Raw genomic sequence first — 25,237 nt, 5'->3', positions numbered from 1 at the left:
GTTTTTTAATGGAATATGGAATTCGCATAGTTGCATTAACTTTTACGACCAAATTGCGGTCATGCTCATTTCATATTGATTTTTTTAAGTAATTGAACTTAGTTGATTACTTTACAAACCGTATGATTAACATTTCGGTTATTATAAATATCAGTGCAAAGATAACAAACCATTTCCAAATTTGATTATCAGTTCTGTCAGTTTGTAGCGTGTCAAAAAATGATTTTATCGATTCTATTGTTTTATAATTTGAAAGGCTATTTTGATTAGCTATGGCCAAATCACTTTCGGTTCTATTGTAATTGAAACTGATGTTTTCGATCCATTCTTTTTTATTGTAAATACTGAAATTTCCGGCTTGTTTCGGATAATCGTTGAAGGTCATTTTGACTTTATTTTTCAGAATTTGTTGGATAGGGATAAATTGTTCTTCCAAGCCTTTTACAGTTAAAATAGCGTCATTGTTTAGTGACGCTTCTGTCATGTGCGGATTGTTATTTCCAATTGTCAAAGCATTTACGCCATTGTTTTGATTGTTCATTGCCATCTTGTAAAATGTAGGCACAATTAATGGAGATTGTTGGAAATTTGAATTTTCGATGTTGATAGGAGCTGCAAAAACAGTAACTGCTGAAACCGAACTTGCTATTGAAGCCAAGAAAACGCTTTGGTCCTGATAAGACAAAGCGGCTGGGCTGGGGCTGGATATTGCAAAGGATTTTTTTGTTTTTGGATACTGAAAATTAGTCACTTTGTTTTCAAAAACACTACTGAATATAGGATGATTGAAGTTGATTGTAGTAATTAATTTTTCTGTGTTTTCTAAAGAATTGAAGGTGAGGTTTCCAAAATTCCTCACAAAATAATTCATATTTGTAATTGAAATTATTGCCGAAGGAATCACAATTAAATTGCCACCTTTTTCTACAAAAGACTTTAAAGTGGTCGCCAAAGCTTGCGGAATTTCATCCAATTCATTTAAAACAATCGCATCTTGTTCTTCCAGTGTATTGTAGTCCAATGCACTTAAATTGTAATTATTGAAATTGAATTCTTGACGGGTGTATATTCGGGAAAGAAAGTTGCTTTTCGTTGTTTCTCCAATGCTGATAACATTAGTTTTCTTTATTTTTGAAATACTAAAATACAACGTGTTGTCGTAACTTAAACCATTGTCTACAATAGAAAAATAGCCATGAAAGGCTTGTTTTGGTATCGTAAAGTTGATGTTTTTTTTCTTTTTTTCTAATGTTACTATTGTCTTTGCAATGAGCTTGTTCTCATTGTATAACGAAATAGGAATGGGTTTAATACCATCGCCGTAAGCGGATATTTGGACACTAATTTCATAAAAATTATCTAATGTTTTATTGATGAAAACGCTGTCAATGGAGACATTGTTTTTTTGCTCTGCTTTAGGAATTATAAATAAAGGCGAATCAGTTGCATTACTATTTTTCAGTTGATTTTCATCAAGACCTACAGCATCTGTAATGATAAGAATATCTTTTTTAAAAGCCGATTTATGCGCTTTTATTTTGGATATTATATTGTCTAATTGGAAAGGAGTGGCACTGTATTTTAGATTTTGCAATGCACTACGCACTAACTTTATATCCGTGTTCCAATAATTTTCGGAATTGGTGAGTAAAGAGAAATTAACATTTTCAGGAGTTTCTTCAAGGAGTTCCTGAACGGCTCTTTTTAGTAATTGTCCTTTTTTGCCTTTGGCTTGCATACTGAATGAATTATCCAAAATAATATACAACTCATTGTTTGCATTTTCACTGTCTTTTGACTCAAAAAAAGGCTGTGCAAACGCTATAATAATACAAGATAACAATAATAAACGACAGGTTAGAAGCAACCATTTTTTGAGTTTAGAGCTTTTTCTGGTTTGAATCGAAAGTGCCTTTAAGAAACGAACATTAGTGAAATATTCTTTCTTGAAACGGCGCAATTGAAATAAATGAACCAAAACAGGAACAATCAACAAGAATAGAAAGTATAAAATTTCGGGATGTTTAAAATACATTCTAAGGTTGAGTTTACTGCACTAGATTTTATTTTCAATGGAGTTCATTGAATTTAGTGAGTCAAAAATACAAATTTGTTGACAGTTTTTTATGAAGTTGTAGTAATTTTTTAAAGGAATAAACAATTGACATCCATTATGAATATAATGCGTATTTTAGCTCTTCAATACCATTTAACTTATGAAAAATATATATACAATTCTTCTTTCTATTATTGCTTTAACCACAATACAAGCGCAAAAAAACAAATATAATTTATTGATTGGAACCTATACAAAAGGTTGCGAAAGTAAAGGAATTTATGTGTATGATTTTGATTCAAAGTCAGGTGATTTTAGTTTTAAAAATGCTACTGAAAAAGTCGTGAATCCAAGTTATTTGACAGTTTCAAAAGACAATAACTTTATATATTCGGTAAATGAAAACGGGGCGGCAAGTACGGTAAGTTCTTTTAGTTACAATCCATCAAGTGGAAAACTTAACTTAATTAACAAACAAAGCTCAAAAGGTGCGAATCCTTGTTACATTATAAATGATAATAAGAATGTGATAGTTGCCAATTATTCTGGGGGAAATATTTCCGTTTTTGGTAAAAATAACGACGGAAGTCTAGACGAAGCAAAACAAGTTATTCAACATTATGGAAAGGGAATTAATGTACAAAGACAGGAAGGTCCACATGTGCACATGGTATATTTCTCTCCTGACAAAAAGTTTGTTTTGTCTAACGATTTAGGAAATGATAAAGTATATTCATATGCCTATAATCCGGATGCTACAAGTACTGTTTTAGAATTAAGAGATAGTGTTGCGGTAAAATCTGGAAGTGGACCAAGGCATTTAACGTTTAGTAAGGATGGGAAAATTGTTTATTTATTGCAAGAATTAAACGGAGGGCTAACCGTATTTAGTTATTCCAAGGGGATCTTAAAAAAGATTGATGAAACTACTATTTTACCCAAAGACTTCAAAGGGTCTTTCAGTGCAGCAGATATACATATTTCGCCGGATGGGAAGTTTTTATACGCTTCTAATCGCGGAGAGGCAAATAACCTTACCATTTTTAAAATTCTAAAAAGCGGAAAATTAGTATTTAAAGGACAAGCCAGTACCTTAGGTAAAGGACCTAGAAATTTTGCAATTGATCCAACTGGAAATTTTCTTTTGGTAGCACATCAATATACAAATGACATTGTAATATTTAAAAGAAACAAAACTACAGGTGCTCTTGTAAATACAGGAAAAAAGATTGCTATGTGTTCTCCGGTTTGTTTGGTTTTTACAAAGAATTAAAATAAAAATATTACTAATAATCAAAAAAAAAGGCTAAAATGAATTTCATTTTAGCCTTTTTTTGATTATTTATTCTTGTCTTTCCTCTTTTTGTCTCTTGTTTTTAGCATATTTCTATTTACAGAACCATGAGTTTTTTTCTTGGTTACGCCAGGTCCTCCCAGATTGACTTTTTTATTCTTTTTACTTTTCTCTTGAAAAGCACCATCTCCGTCAAGTTTTTGTTTTTTCATCATAAACTTAATCGGTTGCCTGTCTTTTTCAGGTTCGATTAATTTTGAGGAAACTTCAACAGTCTCTGGGAAAGGTTCGATTACTAATTCCATATTCATCAGTACTTCTACTTCCACTTTTGACTCTTCTTCACGAGGTGCAATAAGACTTATGGCAGTTCCTGTAGCATCTGCACGACCGGTTCTACCAATTCTGTGCATATACAATTCAGGCATTTCAGGCATTTCAAAATTGATAACATGAGTAATATTGGAAATATCCAAACCTCTGGCCATAATATCTGTGGTAATTAAACCACGTAAATTTCCTTCTTGAAAAGAGGCCATCGTGCTCAAACGATAATTTTGAGATTTATTAGAGTGAATTACTCCAAACTGCCCTTCAAAATCTTCCTCAATTCGTTCGTGAACCATATCAGAAATTTTCTTATTGTTAACAAATACTAGAACACGGCTCATGTCTTCGTTGTTTTGTAATAAGTATTTAAGCAGGTTTATCTTTGTATTAAAATTGGGAACTTTATAACTAATTTGTTTAATGTTCTCTAATGGTGTTCCTGATGCCGAAAGCGTCACTTCTTCAGGATAGTCAAAATAGTCATTCAAAATAGCATCTACTTCATCTGTCATCGTTGCCGAGAAAAGAATATTTTGACGTTTTTTTGGCATCATCGCCAGAATAGATGTCAGTTGAGTTCTGAAACCTAAATTCAGCATTTCATCAAACTCATCGATTACCAATTTTTGCATTTCTTCAAAACGAATTACATTGTCTAGCGTTAAATCCATGATTCTTCCTGGAGTCCCCACTAGTATGTCACAACCTGCGTAAACAGATTTCTTTTGCGTATTGATATTGACACCACCAAAAATTCCAATAGTTCTAACCGACATGTATTTAGTCAGTTTTTCAACTTCTTCGACTACTTGAACTACAAGTTCACGTGTAGGAACCAGAATTACTATTTTTGGGGTATGGCCGGGAGTAAATTTATATAATTTCAACAAAGGTAATAGATAAGCAAAAGTTTTACCAGTTCCCGTTTGAGCGATTCCCATCATATCTCTTCCTGACATTATCACAGAAAATGTTTTTTCCTGAATAGGAGTAGGTGTAGTAAATCCCAAATCATCTATCGCTTTTTGTACGGATTTAGGAAGATTGAATTGCTCAAAAGTAGTCATTTGCTTAAATTTTTTGCAAAGATAGTCTTTTTGAAAGTAATGCTATAAAATCAATAGATTTCAGGCTTCTTTTTAGAATTTTAATTCGACTAATTGTTTAATAATCGTTTCACTCGCAGTAATAATTCGTTTGCATTAAACGGTTTTGAAATAAAATCATCAGCACCAAGTTTAAAAGCTTCACTTACAGAATTCTCCTCTTCACCCAAAGACGATAAAGCAATTATAGCCTTTTTTTCAAAATGTCTTTTGACAAAACTGATTATTTCCAGTCCTGATTTATAGGGGAGCAACAAGTCAGTAATCACCATATCAGGATTTATTGTCGGCAATTGTTCAATAGCACTTAGTCCGTCTCTAATCACGGCTATTTGATATCCTTCTTTTGTGAGTATGAAAGTAAGGATTTTAATCATTAATTCATCATCTTCAATAATCAGTATTTTTTTGTCGCTATTCATTTTTAAAATCTTTTATTTGTTGTAAAGCTCAATTTCATCAATCATTACCATCGGTTTTTTATTCTTTCGTTTTCTCCAAATTGGTAAGTCTTCTTGATTTTGTACCACCAATTTTATTTTTTCAAAAGTATTAAAACGATCATCAGTAATCTCTAGTTCACTACTTTTCACCTCAAAATCTTCTATTAAAGCTACATATTTTTTCTCAGATATAAAGACCCATTCTTCATTTTTATATCCAAATAGTGTCACTTTTTGAGGAATAAAAATCCAATTTCGTTGGTTATCTAAAAAGTGTATTCGGATATGATTAAAGTTTAATTTTTTCGTTATTAATTCTATTTCAGGATTAATACCATACCATCCAATCCAATTTATATTATAATCGGTATGGCCTTTAATTCCATCAACAAGCCCTGGTCCTCCTTTGCCAAAGAATTCTGGCGCAGGTGTTGTAAGGAAATTGACTTGTATTTTTTCTCCAAGATGTTTTGCCGTATTTTTTGTGATTTCTAGCCAATTTTTATAATATTTCTCTGGAGACAATCCATCTTCACTGAGTTCATAAATTCCAAATTCATGACATGCTTTTGCAAAATTCAATACTCGTTCACTAAGTCCGGGTTTGACTACTAACATTCCATTTTTATTAACGATAAACATTCCATGTTGTTCTTGTCCGTAAAATTTAGATTGTTCAAAATATACATATTCTAAGGCCAGACGTAATTTTTCTATTCTGGAATTTAAAATGGGATCTTGATTTATAGCTACCGAAGCTTTGTCCAATAATTGGTCATACTGATCCATTGCCACAGGAGATAAAAAGTTATTTCTGCTTTGGATAGGGCCAGAATAGATGTCTAAATTGCGATTAAATTTTTCTTGATTTTTAGTCAAAAGATTTAAATAATCATTGATGTATGGTGCTGCATTGCCGTAAAAACCTCTTAAAAAGTCATCGGTAGCTGCTTTAATATCTGTTTCAGTATTCCATAATAATTTAGCTAACAGATACTGTCTTAATTCCGAAAAGTCTCCCGGCACATCTGCATATCCTTGCACAAATAATCCTGTCACATCATTTTTTTGGAAAAGTTTATAATTATCGGAAAACGTATGTAAGTTAGGAAAAGGCGATAAATAATTTGAGAACTGTACGGTGTAATCCCATAAGTATAAATTCGAAGCCGTTTTGTCCCAATTCTGCAATATTTTTAAAAATGCTTTGTTTTGGCTGTCTTTTTGGATTGATTTCCCGCGATTCAATTCAATTGGACAAAATAAAGTATAAATATTTGGCTGTAATTTTATATTAATGGGTGGTTTGAAAGTATGTTGATACGCCAGAGTAGCTATTTTTGTTTTTGGAAAATGTTTTGCAATTTTATTCAAAAAGTAGTACAAAGAACCTTGAGGACCTCCGTGTTTTTCATTTAATAATTTGCATTGGTTACACTCACAGTAAACTGTTTCATCATTTTGGCTGACTGATATAAAGGAAGTATTAGGATTGTTTTCAATAATTTGAGACATATTCTCTATAACATGAGTAACCACGGCTTCATTACTCATACAAAGTGATTCAGGTCTTCGACTGCCCTCGTACAGGGCAAAAAACTCAGGATTAGTTTTAAAAAATTCTTTTGGGGGCAAAAGTGTATGAAACGAGTGTCCCCAAATACTAAAATCGTTTAAATGCCAATCTAATTTGTGCCAATCTCTAAAATCAGCATCGTAAGCATCTGGATAAAAGAGTACTCGGTATTCAAAAGAAGGAGTATAGGCTTTCTCTTTATTTTTTGGATAAACGACCTCTTTCAATTTTGGGACATACATTTCTTTTGCTGTAAATTTTCGGAATCCCCAAATTTCTAACAATGTATAAACGGCATAGCGTAAATTTTTTTCATTGGATGCAGTTAAAAAAATATCTGCAGTATTACTTTTGATACTAAAACTATTTTTATTTTTTTTGTTTTCTGAATTTGTAATTGTGAGATGAATGGTACCTGTCGTTTTCTTCTTAGGCTCATTAGTTTCAATTAAAAAGGGATTAGAAAAACTTTGATCCAAATATTTTTTTAAAATTTTTGCAGTGGGCTTTGCATTTTCATCCAGGATATGAATGACATTTTCAGAACCTGGTTTATTCTCCATGACGATATTAGATTGTGACATTATTTTAAAGTTAAAAACAACTAAAAAAAATAGTGCGTACATTAAGGTCAGTCGTTTATTAAGCATAATCTAGAATTTATATTGCAACATTATTGATAATTCCAATTCGTTTTGCGTTAAGTTTTTGACATACTCTTGTTCATTATAGGTAAACTGAATGCCTGTTATATAATGATTATTGAACATTTTATAATATCCTGCGCCTATCCTGTACGAATCCAGCGAGATTCTTTCTCTAAATTGCCCTAAAGTAGTTCTCTCCTCTGGGGAAGAGCCGTAACCAGAGATTAAAGTTACATAATCAAAACGAGTATCAAAATAATAGCGTATTGTTAAAGTAACTGCGGGAAAAATATTGTCATTATCACTTTGAATAAACGTCCTTAAATTGACCCAATAGGAGTCGATATATTTTCCCAAACCGAGAGCTACAGTTTTAAATTCAGTATCTGTTGTTTTTAAATATCGAATTCCAACATCTCCTTCCCAACCTTTTTTAAAATTCTGATAGAAGGAATACCCCAATCTTATTTTTGGAAATACGAGGTCTTTGCTATATGCTCCGTTTACATAAGAATAATTATTTTTTCCGGTAAAAAAATAGGACTCGGCTTCATATTGAATTCCATTTGCAATACTTTGCCCGGAAGACAAGCGATCGGCATAATTTATCCGGCCTATTAAAGAACCCCATTGCCGCTCTCTTATGTATTGAAAACTTAATAAATGCCACGGACCATAGCCTTTTCGATCAAAAGTGGTATAGCCATAATTGATTCCCATTCGGTCTGTTTTTAATTTTGATTCCAATTGAAAAATGAGTTGCGTTATTGCATTATCATTCGGATTTTTTAACTGCAATATTTTTAAATATTCATATTCTTTCTTTCTGTCTTTTTGCAATTGGAAAACAGTTAATTTTTTTTGTTCAAATGTATCATCTTCAGGATGTAATGCAATTGCTTTATCAATTGTAATTTCGGCCTCTTTGTATTTCTTTTCTTCTAATTCCAGATTTATAAGATAGTTGAGTGCTTCTCGGTTCAGTGTGCTCTTTTCGATATAATATTTGTAATAATACTTAGCACTATCATTTTTTTTAAGTAAATCATAATTTCTACCTAATAGCAAATAATAATCTAAATAGTTTGGCGCAATTTTTTTTCCCAAGAGAGCCCTTTCAATATTTTTCTCATAGTTTTTATTATTCTGCATGTCTTTTACAATAACAGAAAGAAGGCTGTCAGAGTCTATTTTTTGTGCAAGTACAGCCTCATTAGATAAAAATAATAAAATAATAAAAAAACGGACCGTATTAAAAATTTTACTCTTAATCATGATGTAACTTTTTGAGTATTTGTGAATCCTTTTCTAATCATTACCCCCCATTTTTGTTCAGTTTGTCTAAAAAAGAACCAATATCCCTTTAATGAGGCATATACATTCAACGGATGGTACACAAATGGTTCGATTGCGGCCATAAAAATCAAAACCATTAATTCCTTATGATTAGCATAGCTCTTGTATAATAAATCATCTATTAAAATAGAGATTAGAGTAATCAATAAGTAAAATACATAAACAAATATACCTATAGTAGCAAGGTATTCGATATTTAGAGATTTATTATAAATGCTTATAATTAGGGCTATTACACCTAAAAATTCTATAATGGGTACCAAAAATTCGAATACAAAGAAAAAAGGTAAAATCAAGAAAGCAGTTTTACCATATTTAGGGTTCAAAAACATTTTTCGATGTAGGTATAATGTTTGAATTAATCCTCTGGCCCAGCGCGTTCGTTGTCGTATTAGCACTTTTCTTGTTTCAGGGACTTCAGTCCAACAGAGCGATTCTGGAATGTACTTAATTAAAAATTTTTGGTTTTTTTCATGCATGTATTTACGCATGCGGGTGATGAGTTCCATATCCTCTCCTAATGATTTATGCCAATACCCTCCCACTTTTATGGCTATTTCTTTATCGAACATCCCAAGCCCTCCAGAAACTAAAAGTAAACCATTAATTTGGCTCCAAGCCATTCTGCCAAAAAGAAAAGAACGCACATATTCTAATTCTTGAAATCTTGGATACCAATCTTTAGGAAAATGTACTTTATATAAAAAGCCATCTTTTATTTCGCACGAATTTGAAATTCGAATACCTGCACCTGTTGCAATAACGCGAGTTTCATTTTCCATAAATGGCTTGGCTAATTTAAGGATAGTATCTCTTTTAAGAATACAGTCCACATCAGTACATAAAAACAAAGGATAGCGTGAGGAATTAATTCCTGCATTAGAGCCATCTGCTTTACTTTTCCCATTTTCTTTATCAACAACCATCAGTTTAGAGTATATTGGATTGGTTGATTTATAGTGTCCTCGTACGGGTTTAGTTATGATTTTTTCTTGGTAATAAAAATCTATTTTAACCAATTCAAATTCAGTTATTAATTTTATCAAAGTATCATCTGTACTGCCGTCGTTGACAATAATAATTTCATATTTTGGATAAGTCAATGATAGCAATGATTTTACATTATAAACAATACTGACTCCTTCATTAAAAGCTGGAGCCACAATTGAAACGCCTAACAAATGATTTGACCTAGTAAGAATATCTTCAGAAATATATTTTTGATGTCTTAGGTGTTTTAGTATAGCATAATAGGAAAGAATAGACAAGAAAATGTAAAATACAACATAGGTAAGAGAAAAGAATGAAATAAAAATTTCATAAAGTTCAATAATTTGATGTGTTAAATAGTGTATCATTATAAGTATATTTCTCTAACATGATGAATCATTTTTGTAGTATCATAATCTTTGGCGGACAGAAAATCCAATTGAGTTTTATCTATTTCATTTAAGCATTCAACCGCTTTTAATTTTATGTCCTTATTAGTTTCCTTTTGGATTTCCTTTTCTAAAAAAGGAATTATACTCTCGTCGCCGATTACTTTTAAAGCATCTAAAATTTCTAATCTAATTTCTGAGGATGTATTATCAAATAGATGGATCAATTCGTCTTTTGCTTCAGTCAGGAAGAGTTCTTTGATAGCCATAATGGCCTCCTTTTTTAGTGAATCATCATCACTCTGAATAAATGTTATAATTTCTTTGGCTTTATGTCTATAATTATGAAAAGTCATAATTTTTAAACCTAATTTAGTAACTGAAGCATTATTAGTTTCAATCCATTGATCAATATTTTTTGGGAGAGGAATTTTTTTATCATGAAGAATATCCATTATTTTTATCATGTTTAAATGTGAAATGGCAGAGGACAATTCTGTAAAACTTTCCATGTGATTTTCTGATAATGAGATGTAAGCCATATTAGCATTTGACCGAATCACATTATTAGGATGCTTTAAATACGGTTTTATAAAAGCGCTGCCTTTTTTATAGTCTAAAGCTTGGAAATGATAAAAGCCCTCACATTTGTAAAAACTTCTAAAATCCCGTATTAGTCCTGCAGAATATTTATCTAAGTGTAATGCTTGATAAAAAATGTTAATTTGATCCGATGCTTTTCCTTTTAAACTTTGTTTAAATCGTATCATATCATTAATAATCATTTCCTTGCACCAGGTTTTATGCAGTGGAATCTCTTTTTTAAAAAGATATAGTTTTTTTCTAAATGTTTTCTCATCAGGTTTTGATAGAATCATTTCGGTCAAAAAAATCTCAGTTTTATTGCTTATTGATTCCCTCAACGGTTTGGTATATTCATAACGAATTCGTTTTAGTAGTAAAACAAATGTCAATAATAAAGTTAATATTAAGAGGAACGGGATGATATAATACTTTAGATACGAAATAAATAAATCCATGATTATCAATGTTTTATAATATAATATTACAAATAATGAAAAGGGGAAAAAAATATTTTCGATGTATTACTTATATATCCTTCAAAACACTTAATCGGAACAATACAGAAACTTATTTTTTAGAATTCAATTTCTTAGTTTTTTATCAGATTCTTATGGTTTTTAGATTAATGCATTCCTTTAATTTTTAACAATTATGCAGTCTTACCTGTAATGGAACAAGAGATTTTTTGCTTTTTGGTTGGCTGATTTTAAATTTCATATAAATCAAAATCCTTCTTTAATTAGAGTTAAAGAAGGATTTTGAAATTTAAATTATTAAGGTGAAACGGGATCTATTATTTAAATTTTAGTTCCCATGACAGAGCAACGGAATAAATCCAAAAATAATTTCCTTGATCGAATATTATTTCTTGGTGAGATACTCCAAACTGTGTACCCCAAGCATTTTGATTATTTGATGAGGTGAAATAATAGCCAATATTAATCCTTTGGGCCTGTAAGTCTACAAATTTAGCCGCATTTTCATTGGTATTGAACTGATTGATCTCTGGGGAGAATCCTACACTAGCAGCTATGCCGATATAATTGTCAGCATCACTACCATATTTCCGGTAAGTTAATGTTCCAGATTTACTAGTGCCTGTTGCTCCGGGAGTAAAATAAGGACGAAAAGAGATGTAGCTATTTCCAGTATACCAGCCAAGAGATCCTGTATAAATATTTGTTGTAGTACTGTACTTAAGAGTTCTGAATCCTAAGGAAACTTCAAAACTTTTAGGGAGTGATTTAAACAATTCCGCTCCATATTTAATATCAGGAAAGAGAAAAGTATTCGCTACACCAACATTTACATAAGCATATAAACCTTTTGCAATTTTTGGGTATAAATCGACTTCATATTGCATTCCATTTTCGTTAAATCGTCTATTAAAGTTGACTCTTGCTATGATACTACCATACTTAGTTTGTCGCCTGTACATTAATGCATAATATTGCATTGGATCAAAAACATCAGAATAAATGTCTACCGATGAGGTGATACCTATAGCATTTCGGCTCAGCCCATTATTGATACTTGATTTATAATCTTTGGCTTTTTGATCTTCTGGATTTTTATTCAATAGTAATTGAATCGTGCTCAATGCTTCTAATGTATTATTGGTGTTTTCTTGTGCGCTCGCTTTCAAATACAATAACTCAGAGTCGTTTGGGAACGTTTTCAAAGCATTATTTGCCATATCAAGAGCAGCATACGGCATTTCTCCCCACAGTTCGTTTTTGATAGCTGCTATCCAGGTGTTTTTATTTTCTTTGTCTTTTTGTAAAATATAATCAAACTCTTTTCTTGCTTTCTTATATTCACCGTCCCAGGAATAGGTAGTTCCTAAAAAAGAGCGAATGTCATGGTAATCCGGATAGCTGGTCAAAATAAATAATAAGGTATCCTGCGCCTGTTTACGTTGTTGATTAAACGCTAAGTTGCGTGCTTTTTCAAAAGAAGCATCTGGATCACCATCAAATTTAATTTGTTGTCCAGACATTTGAAATGCAGCAAAAAACACCACCAGAAAAGTCAGTTTTATATCTATTTTTGAAATCATTTTTTTAAGGATTTTTTAAAATTTGAGTATTCTGTATTAGTAGGATATATTTTTATAAGACTGTCAATAATTCTATTCGAATCTTTAGCATTATTCATTCTGTTGTATGCTTGTGCCAGTTTATAGCCTAATTCAGCATCAGTTATTTTATTGCTTAAAGCTTTTTGACCAATTTTGACAGCTTTTTTATTTTGCCCAGACCACCAATAGACATCCATTAATGCTAAATAGGAATCGCCATAAAATGGGGTTCTGTTTGTAACTTCAAGTAGTTCTATTTCTGCATTTTTATAATCACCATCCCAGGCTAACGTCCTGCCTTTTAGTGTCCTTACATCGCCATAATTGGGGAGGTCATTTAGAATATAATTGCATAATAATCTCGAATTTTCACGGTCTTTTTTAAATGCTAAATCTCGGGCTAATAAAAAAATCTGATCACGATCTAATCCCTTAGTTAACTTTTTGATTGTGGAAAGTTGCTGTTGGGTAAACTCATACACTGGTTTTTTAAAGCTTGTTGCTACACTTGTAATTTTATTTTTTGTGGTTAAATAAGCATTCAATCTTTTAAAATCAGTAAAAGAATTACTAATAACTTCTATCTGATCACTATCAGTTTGACTAATATTTAAATTTTCATCAATTTTGAACATTATACCATCTGAATAAAAATACTCCTTATAAATATAGTCATTGATGCTACCTTTATATCGCATCAATGGAATACTATGAATATTTCTAAAAGCTCTTACCGTATCCAGTCCTTGACCCAGCCAAGTCGTTTTTTCTAATTTATTGAATTTGTAATTATTAGTTAAAAAAGAAACTAAACTTGGCGTTACGTCACTATGTGAAGAAATAGATTTAAATTTTGCTGTTTTCTTTAACATAGGGCTATAGATATAAAAAGGAACATGAAAACGCGACAAATTATCTTTCTGAGGGACTGGAATCAAGCGGTGGTCCCCTGTAATTATAAAAATAGTATTTGCATAATCGGGTCTTTTAGCATAGGCTTTCATGAAATTTTGAATAGAATTATCTGTGTAAAGCAGACAGGCAAAAATGTCTTTGTATTCATCTATCTTATTTTTCTCTAAGTATGGTTTAGTTTTTATAATACGCTCTACTTTTTCTAAGTATACTTTTTTAGAAGGGAAATCAAATGGTTCATGATTAGTAAGCGTCATTATAATATCTAACCGGGGTTGTTTATTATCTTTTATCTCAGATAATGTTTTACGATATATTTCTGCATCAGGATAGCCCCATGAAAATCCGCCAGAATTTTCTTTTGTTTTTATATAACCGGGTCCAAATTTATTAATATCTATAATTTTATCTATTCCATTGTATTCTAAGAAATTACTTTTTCTGTCAAAACTAGATTCATCACCACAGAAGTAATTGGTGGCGTAACCATTTGATTTAAGTATACTAATTAATGAATTGTGTTTAGGTAATGGATTTAATTCCATAAATCCATTTTGTCCAAACGGCAACGAACCAATTAAAGAAGGCAGTGCCCCAAATGTCCGTCCAGCATTACTAACAAAATTCTCCCAGTAAAGCGATTTTGACGTTAAGGAGTCGAGATAAGGTGTAAATCCTTTATACTCACCCTCATCAATAAAATCACTACCAAGTCCTTCAACAATAATAAAAACGACATTAGGCTTCTCTTCACCAATGTTGAAAAATGGAGCCAATACATCTTTAGTGTTTTTTGAAGCTTGTTCTAAAGGGTATTCTTTTTTAAAGGATAGGCTTCCTTGAGATGCTAAAGCGTTGTCATTTTTAGCTCTTATAATATCACTGAATAAAAAATTTAATTTGTTCTGTAATGCAGGTTTATTACGGGTGTTAATGAATAAATGTAAACTTCCAAAAAGGAGTATTGCTAAAAGTAAAATTTTTGGATTGATTCTTTCTCCATACGAATGGAACACCCAATTCAGCCCCAAATAAATAATGGGTACTACAATAAAAGGCAAAATCAAAAGGAAGGATAGTGATAAAGATGCGGTAACAGTAGTGTACATATCACTCCAAGAATATCCTAAAAGATCAGCTCCAAGATTGATGTGAGTGGTAAGGCTATATCCTATTAAACCAAGTTGAATGATGACGATAATGGAAAATAAGATTCGAATAACAATTATCCCTAACTTTTTTTTTATGTATTTTAAGATCAGGTACAATGGGAAAAATAATAATCCGATTAGAGTTCCGGTAAAAAAATCATTTATTACTTTATAAGTAAATGCCTGTAAATCGAATGTTTTAAATATTTCAATTAAGCTTAATAAGCAAAAAATAAGTATTAATGAAACCGTTGAATAAATGTATTCTAAACTGTTTTTATAAGTAAATTTCATTTTCATTTATCTGTAATTGTATAGTTTTATGCTTTAGTCATTCCCTTTCGAGTCATTTCTCCCCATTTCTTTTTTTTGTTAAAGTAGTAATCGATGTTGCCTCGAATTGCCGCATATAAAATGAAAGGATGGTTCACAAATGGTTCTAAAAAAGCAATGACTAATAAGCGAATACCAGTCCCTTTCTTTTTATACTGGTGATACGTTAATTCCTCTGTAATTATAGCAATTAAAGAAAAGAAAACGGTAAATAAATAGGCTAAAATAATAAATGCAAATGAATAATCCCATCGTACTTGATTATATACAATAAGAATTCCAAAATAGATCAAACCGGTAACTTCAATTACGGGAGCCAGTCTTTCAAAAAAGAACCAATAGGGATAACTTAGTAATCCAAGGGCTTTATATTTTGGATTAAAGCCAATTTTTCTATGTTTTCTCAATGTTTCTATGGTGCCTCTTGTCCATCTGTTTCTTTGTGAAATGAATATTTTATAACTATCAGGCGCCTCGGTCCAACACAGAGGATCGGGAATATAGGCTACATTATATTTTTTTTTCTGTTCTTCCATGTACCCTCTCATCCTTACCACCAGCTCCATATCTTCGCCTACCGTATTCGTATCATAACCACCTACCTTTATGGCAATTTTTTTATCAAATAAACCAAAAGCCCCTGATATTACTAACAAACCATTAAGCCTGCTCCAAGCCATCCTTCCTAATAAAAATGCCCGAATGTACTCGAGAATCTGTCCTTGCTCTAGTAATTTTTTAGGGAAATTGACATCATGTAATTTACCCTCTTTTACGATACAGGAATTTGAAATCCGTATTACTCCACCTGCCGCTATTACTCTTCCATCGGTTGTTTCAAGAAAGGGTTTAATCATTTTTTGAAGGGAATCTTCTAGGAGCAAACAATCTACATCAATACAAGCAACGTATTTGCTGTTGCTTATGTTAAGTCCCATATTCAATGCATCCGCTTTTCCTCCATTTTCTTTATCAACAATAATTAGCTTCTCAAATGCAGGATTTGTTGATTTGTAGATACCCTTTCTAAGGGGTTTAGTTTGTATTTGTTCGTTGATTAGATAATCAATAGGAATCAAATCATAAACACTAATAAGTTTTTCTAAACTATCGTCTTTACTTCCATCGTTTATTATGATTACATCATAGTTTACATAATGGCTTGACAATAAAGAGCGAACATTTTCAACAATATTTAAGCTTTCATTATAGGCTGGCGCTATAATTGAAATTGAAGGTGAAATATTTGAAGACAATATTTCTTTGTAATTTACAAAGCTATTTTTCCTCATATACTCTACTGTTTCTATGGCTGAAATGATTGCGAGTATAAGATAAGACCCAATTGCAGTAAAGCTATAAATGAAAAATAAATAATGAATGATTTGAATTATAATTTGTAAAGTACTTCCTTCCATAATTAATTGTTTTCTATAAAATTTATAATTCTTAGAAATTGAGGATCAGAAGATTCTAACTTAAGTATATTGAATTTTTCGTTATTTAGAACCTTTAAAATTCTTAATACAGACACTTTAATTTCGAATATTTCGTTATGTATATAGTCCATTAAAAATGATTCATCACTACTTTCGTAAAGATTTTCCATCATTTTAAAAAAAGCAATTTGCTCCTCTTGACTACGTTTTTGGATGTTATATTTCAGAATTTCTTTGGCTTCGAAAGCGTTTAAATAGTTTAAAACATTAATTGATTCTAATCTTATTTTTTTATTAACATGATGCAACAAATATAGAAGTTCATCTTTTACCTCAAACTGGTTGTAAATTTTTGCCAGTTTTAAGGCAAAAATGATGACAGAATCATTTGGAGAATTTAACCAAAATTTTATATTTGATATATTTTGATTTTCTAATCTTTGAAGTACTTCCAGTAATTGAATCTGATCCCATTCAGAAAGCTGTGTTTCTAGTATGTCTAAAAAATTAAGTCCTTCAAAATAGAATAAACTCACCATATACAATTGCATTTCTTTCCTAACTTCTCGCTTCGGGTGGTTTATGTGAATAATAACTTGATTGTGGGCTTCCTTAACATGAAATTGTTTTAATTCTCGGATACCTTTTGCTATTATGTACCATTTTTTACTGCTTAATTTAGATAAAGTATAATTTATAAGCCCCGTTTGAAAATAAAGTTTTTGAATAGCTTCTGCAATTTCACCAGAAATTTCATTTTTTAACTTTAACAAGACTGCAATTAAAATTTTTCTTTTGAAAGGATCTTTTATGGATTCTTTTAATTGATCAATAATCACTTGTTGTTCAGAACTAACATTATCATCACCATCTTCATTTCCAGAATATAAATAGGAGATGAGATGAGATTCGTATTCATTTTCATATTCAGAAGTTATCCGCTCTTTTTTTCTCAAATATTTTCTCAAATATTTTAAATAAAAAATTAAAGGAATAATTATTACAATAAAAACACCACTAATCATCCATGCTGCTTGGATGATAGGCGGTGACCCTTTTAAATAATTAATGAAATAGTACTTCGTATTCATATGAAAAACTAGAGGCAATTTATTTTAATTTTAACGCAACAATCGTTTTACTCTAATTACTAATTCATTTGGACTTAATGGTTTGCTCATAAAATCAGTGGCGCCTAAATCAAATGCTTTAAGAACGATTTCCTCTTGCCCAGCTGATGAAAAAACGATAATAGGCGTTTGCAGGTTTAATTTGTTTCTCACATGACTAATTACTTCTAATCCACTAATAAAAGGCATCATAATATCGGTTAAGATTAATTCTGGATTTACTTCCTCTATTAACTCAATTGCTTTTTTTCCATCTACAGCTGTATGGATTTTATACCCTTCTTTTTCCAATCTAAATCTAAGTAATGTCAAAAAAATTGAATTATCTTCTGCTAGGACAATTTTTTTAATCTCACTCATGGTGTAATAATTTTAGTTTAGATAAAAATTTAAATAATAGTTTTGATAAAATTGTTTTATCTAAGTTGTTAAACTCTGTACTATCATGTTGAATTTTTTTAATAAATAATTTATTTGTCATGTATTAAAGTTGTTTGTCTTATTTAATGTCACAATTAAACAAAAATTTATTTTTTAATTTACGTAATTTTATCAATGATAGTTTGTCATTTTTAAATTTATTTTAAAACGGGTTTAATCTTAAGTATGGTTTTTTTTCTCAATATATTTTAATTGTTATATCTAGTTTTAAACTCATTTTCAAAAGTTACTCATACAAAAGGCTTGTTACATATTACATTAATTAAACTTAAATGCAAAGTTACTGTTTGTAAGATGAAATAGTATCTTTAAACGGAGAATAGATAAAAGAGAAAAATATTTTATTTAATGGTAAAGTAAAAGTTGTGTAATTTAACAATGCAAAAAAATTATTGATTTTAGCCAATAACTTTTCGGAATAAATTTTATTAGCCAAACAATTTATTTTTGTTCGAAAGAAACAATTTTTGTAGCAAAATAAATATATTGATTTTACACTTCTGTTAACTAAATACTGGATTATTATGAACTTATTTGCCATAAATATAATTGAGGTTTGTTGTGGTGTAATTTAGTGTTAAATATATATATAATAATTAACTTTTTAACAGTATTAAATTATTGTTTTATTTTAATATAAACTTTATTGAGAACACAGCTTTTTGAAGACATTTTGCAATGGATACTCTTTTTTTATAAATTTACGACAATAAAATAATGATTTTTATCATTTTTTGTTAGTTTTAGCTTCTTGTAAAAGATTAGCTTCTGACTATATACAGTCAAAATAATTTTTAAAATCAAACGTTTACTCTAAAGTTCTTTCGTAATCTGATAATTTTATAAAGTGGATTAGATTTAAATAAATTTAAAAATTGATTTTATTAAGGCCGTTTTTCCTTTTAAACTATCAATCTCTTTCTTATAATTAACAATTTCAATTGCCTATTTTTAGAACTTGTTACATTTTTTAAATCGATAAAAATTATTTATTTTTATAATAAAACCATCTATTGTCGAAGAGATTTGGTAAAGGACTCTTACTTTTGTATTACTCGGAGATGCAACCCAATTTTTCAGGAAGATCGACTTAGACAACCTCCATAAAGTTAAAATATTACTACAGAATTTCTAAACCGTTATTCCTAACTTTTCTTGGAGGTAAACATAGGTTTGTTGTATACTTTTGATTCAATTGGATAGCTTTATCTAGGAGTCTACGATAAATCTTAGATTTATTGCACAAATTAAAATAGTTTTAAATTTGTGAAGAAGATTATATACGTACTTCTATTCTTCCTTTACATTATTAAATCATAGTGTCAGAACTTCCTTTTCTAAATCCAATTAATTGTCTGTATTTTGATTCAGTTTCTTTTAAATCTTCTTCCATTTGTTTGTATTTACTGATGTCTTTTATTGTAACTACAGCTGCAACAACATTTTTATTTTGATCCATTAGGGGTTTGCCGCTAATAAGGACTCTTTTCTTTTTTTGCTCCACTGGGTTCCAAAGAACTATTTCAATATCATCAGTCACTTCGCCATTTAATGCACGTTCCATGGGAAGGTTTTGAGAAGGAAAAATGGTTTTTTCATCAGGGTAATAGAGCTGGAAATGATTACTTAAGTTAGTTGAGATTTTATCATCTTGTTCAATTCCAAAAATTTCATTTCCCATTTTATTAGCCAAAATTATCTTTTTGTCAGCATTAGCGACTATAATTCCTTCACTAATATTTTCAACAATTAATCGTAATTTTTCCTCGTTTTCATATAAGTTATTAATGATTTTTTTGTTTTCGGTGACATCACGGACAAATCCAATAAAAATATATTTATCTCCCATTTTAACGGGGGAAATACTCAAGGAAACAGGGAATTCCGTACCTTCTTTATTAATGGCTACCATTTCGGTAGTTTTATTAATAATAGCACCGGAACCTGTTGCTAAAAATAGTTCCATACCTTTCTTGTGTAATTCTCTGTACTGTATAGGCACAATGAATTCATACAGAGGCTTTCCAATAATTTCATCTGTTTTCCATCCAAAAACAGCTTCTGCCTTGGGATTCCATTTCAAAACATTACTTTCACTATCAATTACTATAACCGGATCTGGAGCTCCATCAAATATGGTTTGTATTTGTTGTTCATCATCTATTAATTTCTGAGTATACACATTTAGCTTTTCTTCATCCATTTTCTTTTGGGTGATGTCTTGTAAAACAGCATAAATTGTGCCTGTTTCCACATCGGTTGCGATCATCGATTCAGCCCATTTATAAGTACCATCTTTACATCTGACAGGATATATAACATTTGTGTCTACATCGATTCCTTCCAGACGCTTGGTGAGTCTTTCTGTAGCAATCTTTACATAATCAGGGTGAATTAAATCCAATAGTGATATAGCTGCCAGATCACTTTGAACGTAACCGGAGATTTTAGTAAATGCAGGATTTATTTTTATGATTGTAGTGCCTTTTGCGACAAAAAAGGCATCGAATGACATCTCAAAAAAGTTGTTCACTATTTTTAAAGATTTTTCAATCTCTTTCTGTGCCGTAATATCACGCCCAACAGCATATAAAAAACCCGTTGAGAGATCAGGCGAGGCTGACCATTCTATCCATTTAATGGATCCATCTTTGCTAATCCATCGGTTTTCAAATTCAATAGTTAAAACGCCAGTTTGCAGTTTATCAATTTCTTTGTGGGTAATATCAAGATCCTCAGGGTGGATATAAGTAAAAAAGGGATGGTGAAGTAATTCTTCTTCGGAGTATCCTAATATTTTAGAAATTGTAGGGTTTATTTTTAGGAATTTATCTTTAGATGCAATCAACATAATATCTAAGGACATATTAAAGAATTTGTCTCCTGCTTTTAATGTTTCTTCAGATTTTTTTCTTTCGGAAATATCGGTAAAAATGCCCCCAATAGCATAAATTCTGTTGAAGCTATCATAAATTGGAAATCTGACCGCAATATAAGTATGTATGCCATCAGAAAGTTCAATGGTTTCCTCTGTTTTTAATTCTTTAAGTGTTTTTACTGCTTCAAAATCAGAATTACGAAAGTTATCTGCTATTGGTTTTGCCAAAAAGTCATGATCCGTTTTACCAATTATTTCTTCCAATGAGATTTTAAATAGACTTCCGAACTGTTTATTAACCAATAAGTATTCTCCATTTAATTTTTTTATAAACATGGGAAGTGAAGTGTTGTCAATAATAGCTTGAAACAATAGTTTGTTTTCCATGACCAAGTTTTGGGAAATATTTTTAGCACGCAATTGAGAACGAATAATAAAATAAACGATGGTTAGTAAGAGGACTGAAAATAGGATTAATGAAATAATTATCCAATTTAACCTAAGGTCTAAATCTTGATTTCTTTGTTTATCAATTCGTAAAATAAAAATCCAGGCTATTGCAAAAACAACGCATAAATTCATGATAAAGCCAAAAACTATTTTTTTCTCTAAAGAAATCTTCATGGTTTAGTAGTATTAAAATTAGGGATTATAACCTTAATATTCTGATGTTGTATTTCAATATAAGTAGATGAAAGTTAATGAATTAAATTGAATTAGCAATTAGTTTATTAAAATTATCATGTACTAAGCAAAGCTAAAAATATATATTCTTAGCTTTTAATTTTAATTTTTGCAAGATTTTCTACAGTCAGTTTTTAATTAAATAGAATAGACTAAATTTCAACTCATTCCGGAAATTTCGTATCGTTATTGTCATTCTATAAAAGCTCAGTAAGCGAGCTTAATTCCTAAAATTAAAGTTTAAAGGTAAAAACAGATTTCTCATTTCCTTGATAACTACCAGTTGTAATTGACACTAGGAAAAAATATTAATTTTAAACAGATAGGTTAACTTTTAAATACTAATTGTAGTGTACTTTGCAAAAAACTTTGCGAACTTTACTGTCAAATAAAGAAATAAAAATAGAACTATATATGAAAATAAATCCAAAAAACGGAATTGACAAGCTCATTTTCGGAATGAAACAGAACGACGTTACGGCTATTTATGGCAAGCCGGATAGAAATTATAAGGATGAAGAGAATAATGTGATTTTTGCATACAACAAGCTTAAAATGCGTTTGACATTCTATCAAGAGGAAGAACTTAAATTGGGATACATTGTGGCTTCAGGTATCGATTTAGAGTTATTTGGAAATAAAATAATCAATAAGAAAATAAGTGACGTCAAAAAAGAGTTGGCTCTTAAAGGAATAACTAAATTTACTCAGGAAGAGTTTGATACTTTTGAAAACTATTTTAATGAGGAAAACTGGATCATTTTTCAAACAGAATTTAATGAGATTGTCAAATTGGAGATTGGTGCCATCATCAATAACAAAGATGAGTTCGATTGGAAATTTGGGAAGAAATAATTAGTTCTAAATAACAAGTTCTGTTAAGTTTTGTAAAATAGATAATTACGAATTTTTATTAGGTGGCATAATTAAGCTTACTGAATAATTTATAAAAAAATACCCGAGAGATTTTGAATTCTGTCGGGTTTTTTGTGGATTTTTAAAATTTATTGTTTTGAGGCAGGTTGTTTTTCTAACATTTCCAGTTCGAAAACAAGAGTTGTATTGGGCGGTATCACACCACCGGCACCTCTTTCTCCATACGCAAGATTTGAAGGGATATAAATTACGGCTTTGTCTCCAAGAGTCATATTATCTAGGCCTTCTATAAATCCCGGAATCATACCTTCCTTTTTTCCTGCTTCAAATGGAAATGCTTGATATCCATTTTGAGCAGCTCTATTGGCATCAAATTTTCCAAAGGATTTATTCACCTCTTCATAGCTGCTGTCAAAAAGAGTTCCATCTTCAAAATAACCAGCATAATGGAAATAAAATGTTGTTCCATTAGTTGGTTTTTTACCGGTTCCTTTCTGAGTTATTTTATACGCTAATCCTGAAGGAGTAGTTGTTGCACTTGCTTTTGTAGTTGCTAAATACGCTTTTTTTGCAGCTACAACAGGACCGTATTTTTCCGTGTATACTCTTTTAGTTTCAGCTTGGATTGCAGCTTGTTTGGCCTTACTCTCAGCATAAACGAGGTCTTGTTTTTTTTGATCTTCCGATTTATTGTTGAAATAATCAGAGAACACTTTTGAGGCATCAAATTTTTTGGCTAAAGCTCCTTTTCTAACAATAGTAATCTTTGTAATTACATCATTTTGAGTAATAGAATTGACAATATTCATTCCTTGAGATACATGACCAAAGACAGTGTGCTTTCCATCTAGCCATGGCGTTTCTTTATGTGTGATAAAAAATTGGCTCCCGTTCGTAGTTGGACCGGAATTAGCCATTGATAAAATTCCTGCTTTATTATGTTTCAAATCTGTAAATTCATCTTTGAATGCATAACCGGGTCCACCAGATCCATTTCCTGAAGGATCACCACCTTGAATCATGAAATCTTTGATAACTCGGTGGAATTTTAAACCATCAAAAAAAGGTTTTCCTTTTAGTTTTTCATCGGTTACAAAAGTATTTTTACCTTCAGCAAGTGCTATAAAGTTTGCCACAGTAACAGGCGTTTTTTTGTACTCTAACTCAAGAACAATATCTCCTTTATTTGTAGCAATAGTAGCAAAAATCCCTTCAATTACTGCAGGTGTTTTTACAACAGGTTTAACTGCTTTCTTTACGGTCGCTTTAACTGTTGTCATCGGTTTTTTAACCGGCATAGATTTTTTAATAGTTTGCGCATGTATGCTTACTGTTCCGAGAAATAATAAAAAGAGAATTTTAAATTTCATTTTCTAAATAATTAAGGTCTAACTTTTTTTAAAAATATTATTGTTGAGGCATTGTTTCTAATAATTCAATTTCAAAAATGATATTAGCACTTGGGGGTATTACCCCACCAGCTCCAGCCTCTCCATATCCTAAACGGGATGGAATGAAAATTACGGCTTTGTCTCCAAAAGATAATTGTTCAAGTCCTTCGATGAAACCAGGAATCATGCCATCTTTTTTTCCGGCTTGAAAAGGGATGGGTTGGTAGCCGTTTTGAGTGGCTCTGTTTTCGTCGTATTTTCCAAAAGTTTTCGCAACACTCCCTATACTCGTATCAAACAATTCTCCATCTTCCAGAAAGCCGGCATAATGGATGAAAACAGTAGCGCCATTTGCTGGTTTTTTACCGCCACTTTTCTTGGTGATTATATATTGTAATCCTGTAGGTGTTTTAGTTGATTTGGCTTTTAATGTTGCGAAATACGTTACTTTTTGTTCCCTAACTTCTTTGTATTTTTCGTTATAAACTCTTTTGTTTTCTGCATCAATAGCTGCTTTGTTCTTTTGATTTTGTGATTCAACAGCAAAATAGTCATTGAATGTTTTTACAGCATTAAATTTTTTTGCTGCTTCACCATTTCGGATGATAGTGACGGTATTGATGTAATCATTTTGTTCAATTTTATTGACAACATCCATTCCCTTTTCAACTACACGGCCAAAAATAGTATGCTTTCCTTCTAGCCAAGGTGTTGCAAGATGTGTGATAAAAAATTGACTGCTATTAGTAGTAGGTCCATTATTGGCCATGGCCAAAACGCCTCCCTTGTCAAATTTCAAATCATTAAATTCATCTTTAAATTTATAACCGGTATCTCCTGAGCCAGTACCTAAAGGGTCACCAGTTTGTATCATGAAATCTTTTATTACCCTATGAAATTTTAAACCATCAAAAAACGGTTTTTTCTTAAGATTTTCATTAGTGACAAAGTCATTTTTTCCTTCAGCCAAAGTCACATAATTTGCTACAGTTATAGGCGCTTTTTCAAAATCTAATTGTACAATTATTTCTCCTTTATTAGTCTCTATTTTAGCATACAAACCGTCAGGAAGATTGTTATGTTCTTCTTTACAAGAGTAAAATGAAGCGATTACCAGGAATACGAATAGGATCTTTTTTTTCATTTC

Annotated in this window: 17 protein-coding genes; 2 read left to right on the top strand and 15 right to left on the bottom strand. The window is 30.9% G+C overall.

The features are described 5' to 3' along the window. Positions 1-106 precede the first annotated feature (106 nt). Positions 107-2,035, bottom strand: coding sequence for a BatA domain-containing protein (locus ACNQF9_RS00185; RefSeq protein ID WP_417989387.1), 1,929 nt, complete (start codon positions 2,033-2,035; stop codon positions 107-109). Between the two features lie 181 nt (positions 2,036-2,216). Here ACNQF9_RS00185 and ACNQF9_RS00180 point away from each other — a divergent pair, with 181 nt between their 5' ends. Then, the gene (locus ACNQF9_RS00180) at positions 2,217-3,329 is read left to right on the top strand and encodes a lactonase family protein (protein ID WP_417989386.1); all 1,113 of its coding nucleotides are present in this window, start codon (positions 2,217-2,219) and stop codon (positions 3,327-3,329) included. Between the two features lie 65 nt (positions 3,330-3,394). Here the strand turns inward: ACNQF9_RS00180 and ACNQF9_RS00175 are convergent, their stop codons facing one another. The 12 genes from ACNQF9_RS00175 to ACNQF9_RS00120 all read right to left on the bottom strand — a co-directional run bounded on the left by ACNQF9_RS00175 (position 3,395) and on the right by ACNQF9_RS00120 (position 21,763). Continuing rightward, a complete protein-coding gene (locus ACNQF9_RS00175) occupies positions 3,395-4,747 on the bottom strand; it encodes a DEAD/DEAH box helicase (RefSeq protein ID WP_417958206.1) in 1,353 nt (450 codons plus the stop codon). An 89-nt stretch (positions 4,748-4,836) separates the two neighbouring features. Then, positions 4,837-5,208, bottom strand: coding sequence for a response regulator transcription factor (locus tag ACNQF9_RS00170; RefSeq protein WP_417989385.1), 372 nt, complete (start codon positions 5,206-5,208; stop codon positions 4,837-4,839). Between the two features lie 12 nt (positions 5,209-5,220). After that, positions 5,221-7,389: a DUF4838 domain-containing protein gene (locus tag ACNQF9_RS00165; protein ID WP_417989384.1), complete on the bottom strand. Its 2,169-nt coding sequence runs from the start codon at positions 7,387-7,389 to the stop codon at positions 5,221-5,223. 69 nt (positions 7,390-7,458) lie between these two features. Then, on the bottom strand, positions 7,459-8,727 hold the full coding sequence (locus ACNQF9_RS00160) for a YaiO family outer membrane beta-barrel protein (RefSeq protein ID WP_417989383.1): 1,269 nt from the start codon (positions 8,725-8,727) through the stop codon (positions 7,459-7,461). Further along, entirely contained in the window at positions 8,724-10,166 is a 1,443-nt protein-coding gene (locus ACNQF9_RS00155; protein ID WP_417989382.1) for a glycosyltransferase family 2 protein, read from the bottom strand. Before ACNQF9_RS00155 ends, ACNQF9_RS00160 begins: the two co-directional genes overlap by 4 nt. Then, positions 10,166-11,227, bottom strand: coding sequence for a HEAT repeat domain-containing protein (locus ACNQF9_RS00150; protein WP_417989381.1), 1,062 nt, complete (start codon positions 11,225-11,227; stop codon positions 10,166-10,168). The genes ACNQF9_RS00155 and ACNQF9_RS00150 overlap by 1 nt, the downstream gene beginning before the upstream one ends. Before the next feature lie 338 nt (positions 11,228-11,565). Beyond that, positions 11,566-12,831 (bottom strand): YaiO family outer membrane beta-barrel protein, encoded by a 1,266-nt coding sequence (locus ACNQF9_RS00145; RefSeq protein ID WP_417958199.1) that lies wholly within the window; start codon positions 12,829-12,831, stop codon positions 11,566-11,568. Then, positions 12,828-15,218: a sulfatase-like hydrolase/transferase gene (locus tag ACNQF9_RS00140; RefSeq protein WP_417958198.1), complete on the bottom strand. Its 2,391-nt coding sequence runs from the start codon at positions 15,216-15,218 to the stop codon at positions 12,828-12,830. The genes ACNQF9_RS00145 and ACNQF9_RS00140 overlap by 4 nt, the downstream gene beginning before the upstream one ends. A 20-nt stretch (positions 15,219-15,238) precedes the next feature. Then, positions 15,239-16,669 (bottom strand): glycosyltransferase family 2 protein, encoded by a 1,431-nt coding sequence (locus ACNQF9_RS00135; RefSeq protein ID WP_417958197.1) that lies wholly within the window; start codon positions 16,667-16,669, stop codon positions 15,239-15,241. Between the two features lie 2 nt (positions 16,670-16,671). Then, the gene (locus ACNQF9_RS00130; protein WP_417989380.1) at positions 16,672-17,781 is read right to left on the bottom strand and encodes a hypothetical protein; all 1,110 of its coding nucleotides are present in this window, start codon (positions 17,779-17,781) and stop codon (positions 16,672-16,674) included. Between the two features lie 30 nt (positions 17,782-17,811). Further along, entirely contained in the window at positions 17,812-18,180 is a 369-nt protein-coding gene (locus ACNQF9_RS00125; protein WP_417958195.1) for a response regulator transcription factor, read from the bottom strand. 1,390 nt (positions 18,181-19,570) lie between these two features. Continuing rightward, the gene (locus tag ACNQF9_RS00120) at positions 19,571-21,763 is read right to left on the bottom strand and encodes a PAS domain S-box protein (RefSeq protein ID WP_417958194.1); all 2,193 of its coding nucleotides are present in this window, start codon (positions 21,761-21,763) and stop codon (positions 19,571-19,573) included. A gap of 474 nt (positions 21,764-22,237) precedes the next feature. Between ACNQF9_RS00120 and ACNQF9_RS00115 the strand changes: the two genes are divergently transcribed. Beyond that, a complete protein-coding gene (locus ACNQF9_RS00115) occupies positions 22,238-22,678 on the top strand; it encodes a hypothetical protein (protein WP_417958193.1) in 441 nt (146 codons plus the stop codon). Positions 22,679-22,827: 149 nt separating this feature from the next. On the opposite strand, the gene ACNQF9_RS00110 is transcribed toward ACNQF9_RS00115, so the two are convergent. After that, the gene (locus ACNQF9_RS00110; RefSeq protein ID WP_417958192.1) at positions 22,828-24,069 is read right to left on the bottom strand and encodes a peptidylprolyl isomerase; all 1,242 of its coding nucleotides are present in this window, start codon (positions 24,067-24,069) and stop codon (positions 22,828-22,830) included. 37 nt (positions 24,070-24,106) lie between these two features. Next, positions 24,107-25,234: a peptidylprolyl isomerase gene (locus ACNQF9_RS00105; protein WP_417958191.1), complete on the bottom strand. Its 1,128-nt coding sequence runs from the start codon at positions 25,232-25,234 to the stop codon at positions 24,107-24,109. Positions 25,235-25,237: the final 3 nt, after the last annotated feature.

The organism is Flavobacterium amylolyticum (genome assembly GCF_048284335.1).
In the GTDB taxonomy this organism is placed as follows: domain Bacteria; phylum Bacteroidota; class Bacteroidia; order Flavobacteriales; family Flavobacteriaceae; genus Flavobacterium.
This window is presented reverse-complemented; position numbering and strand designations above follow the sequence as displayed.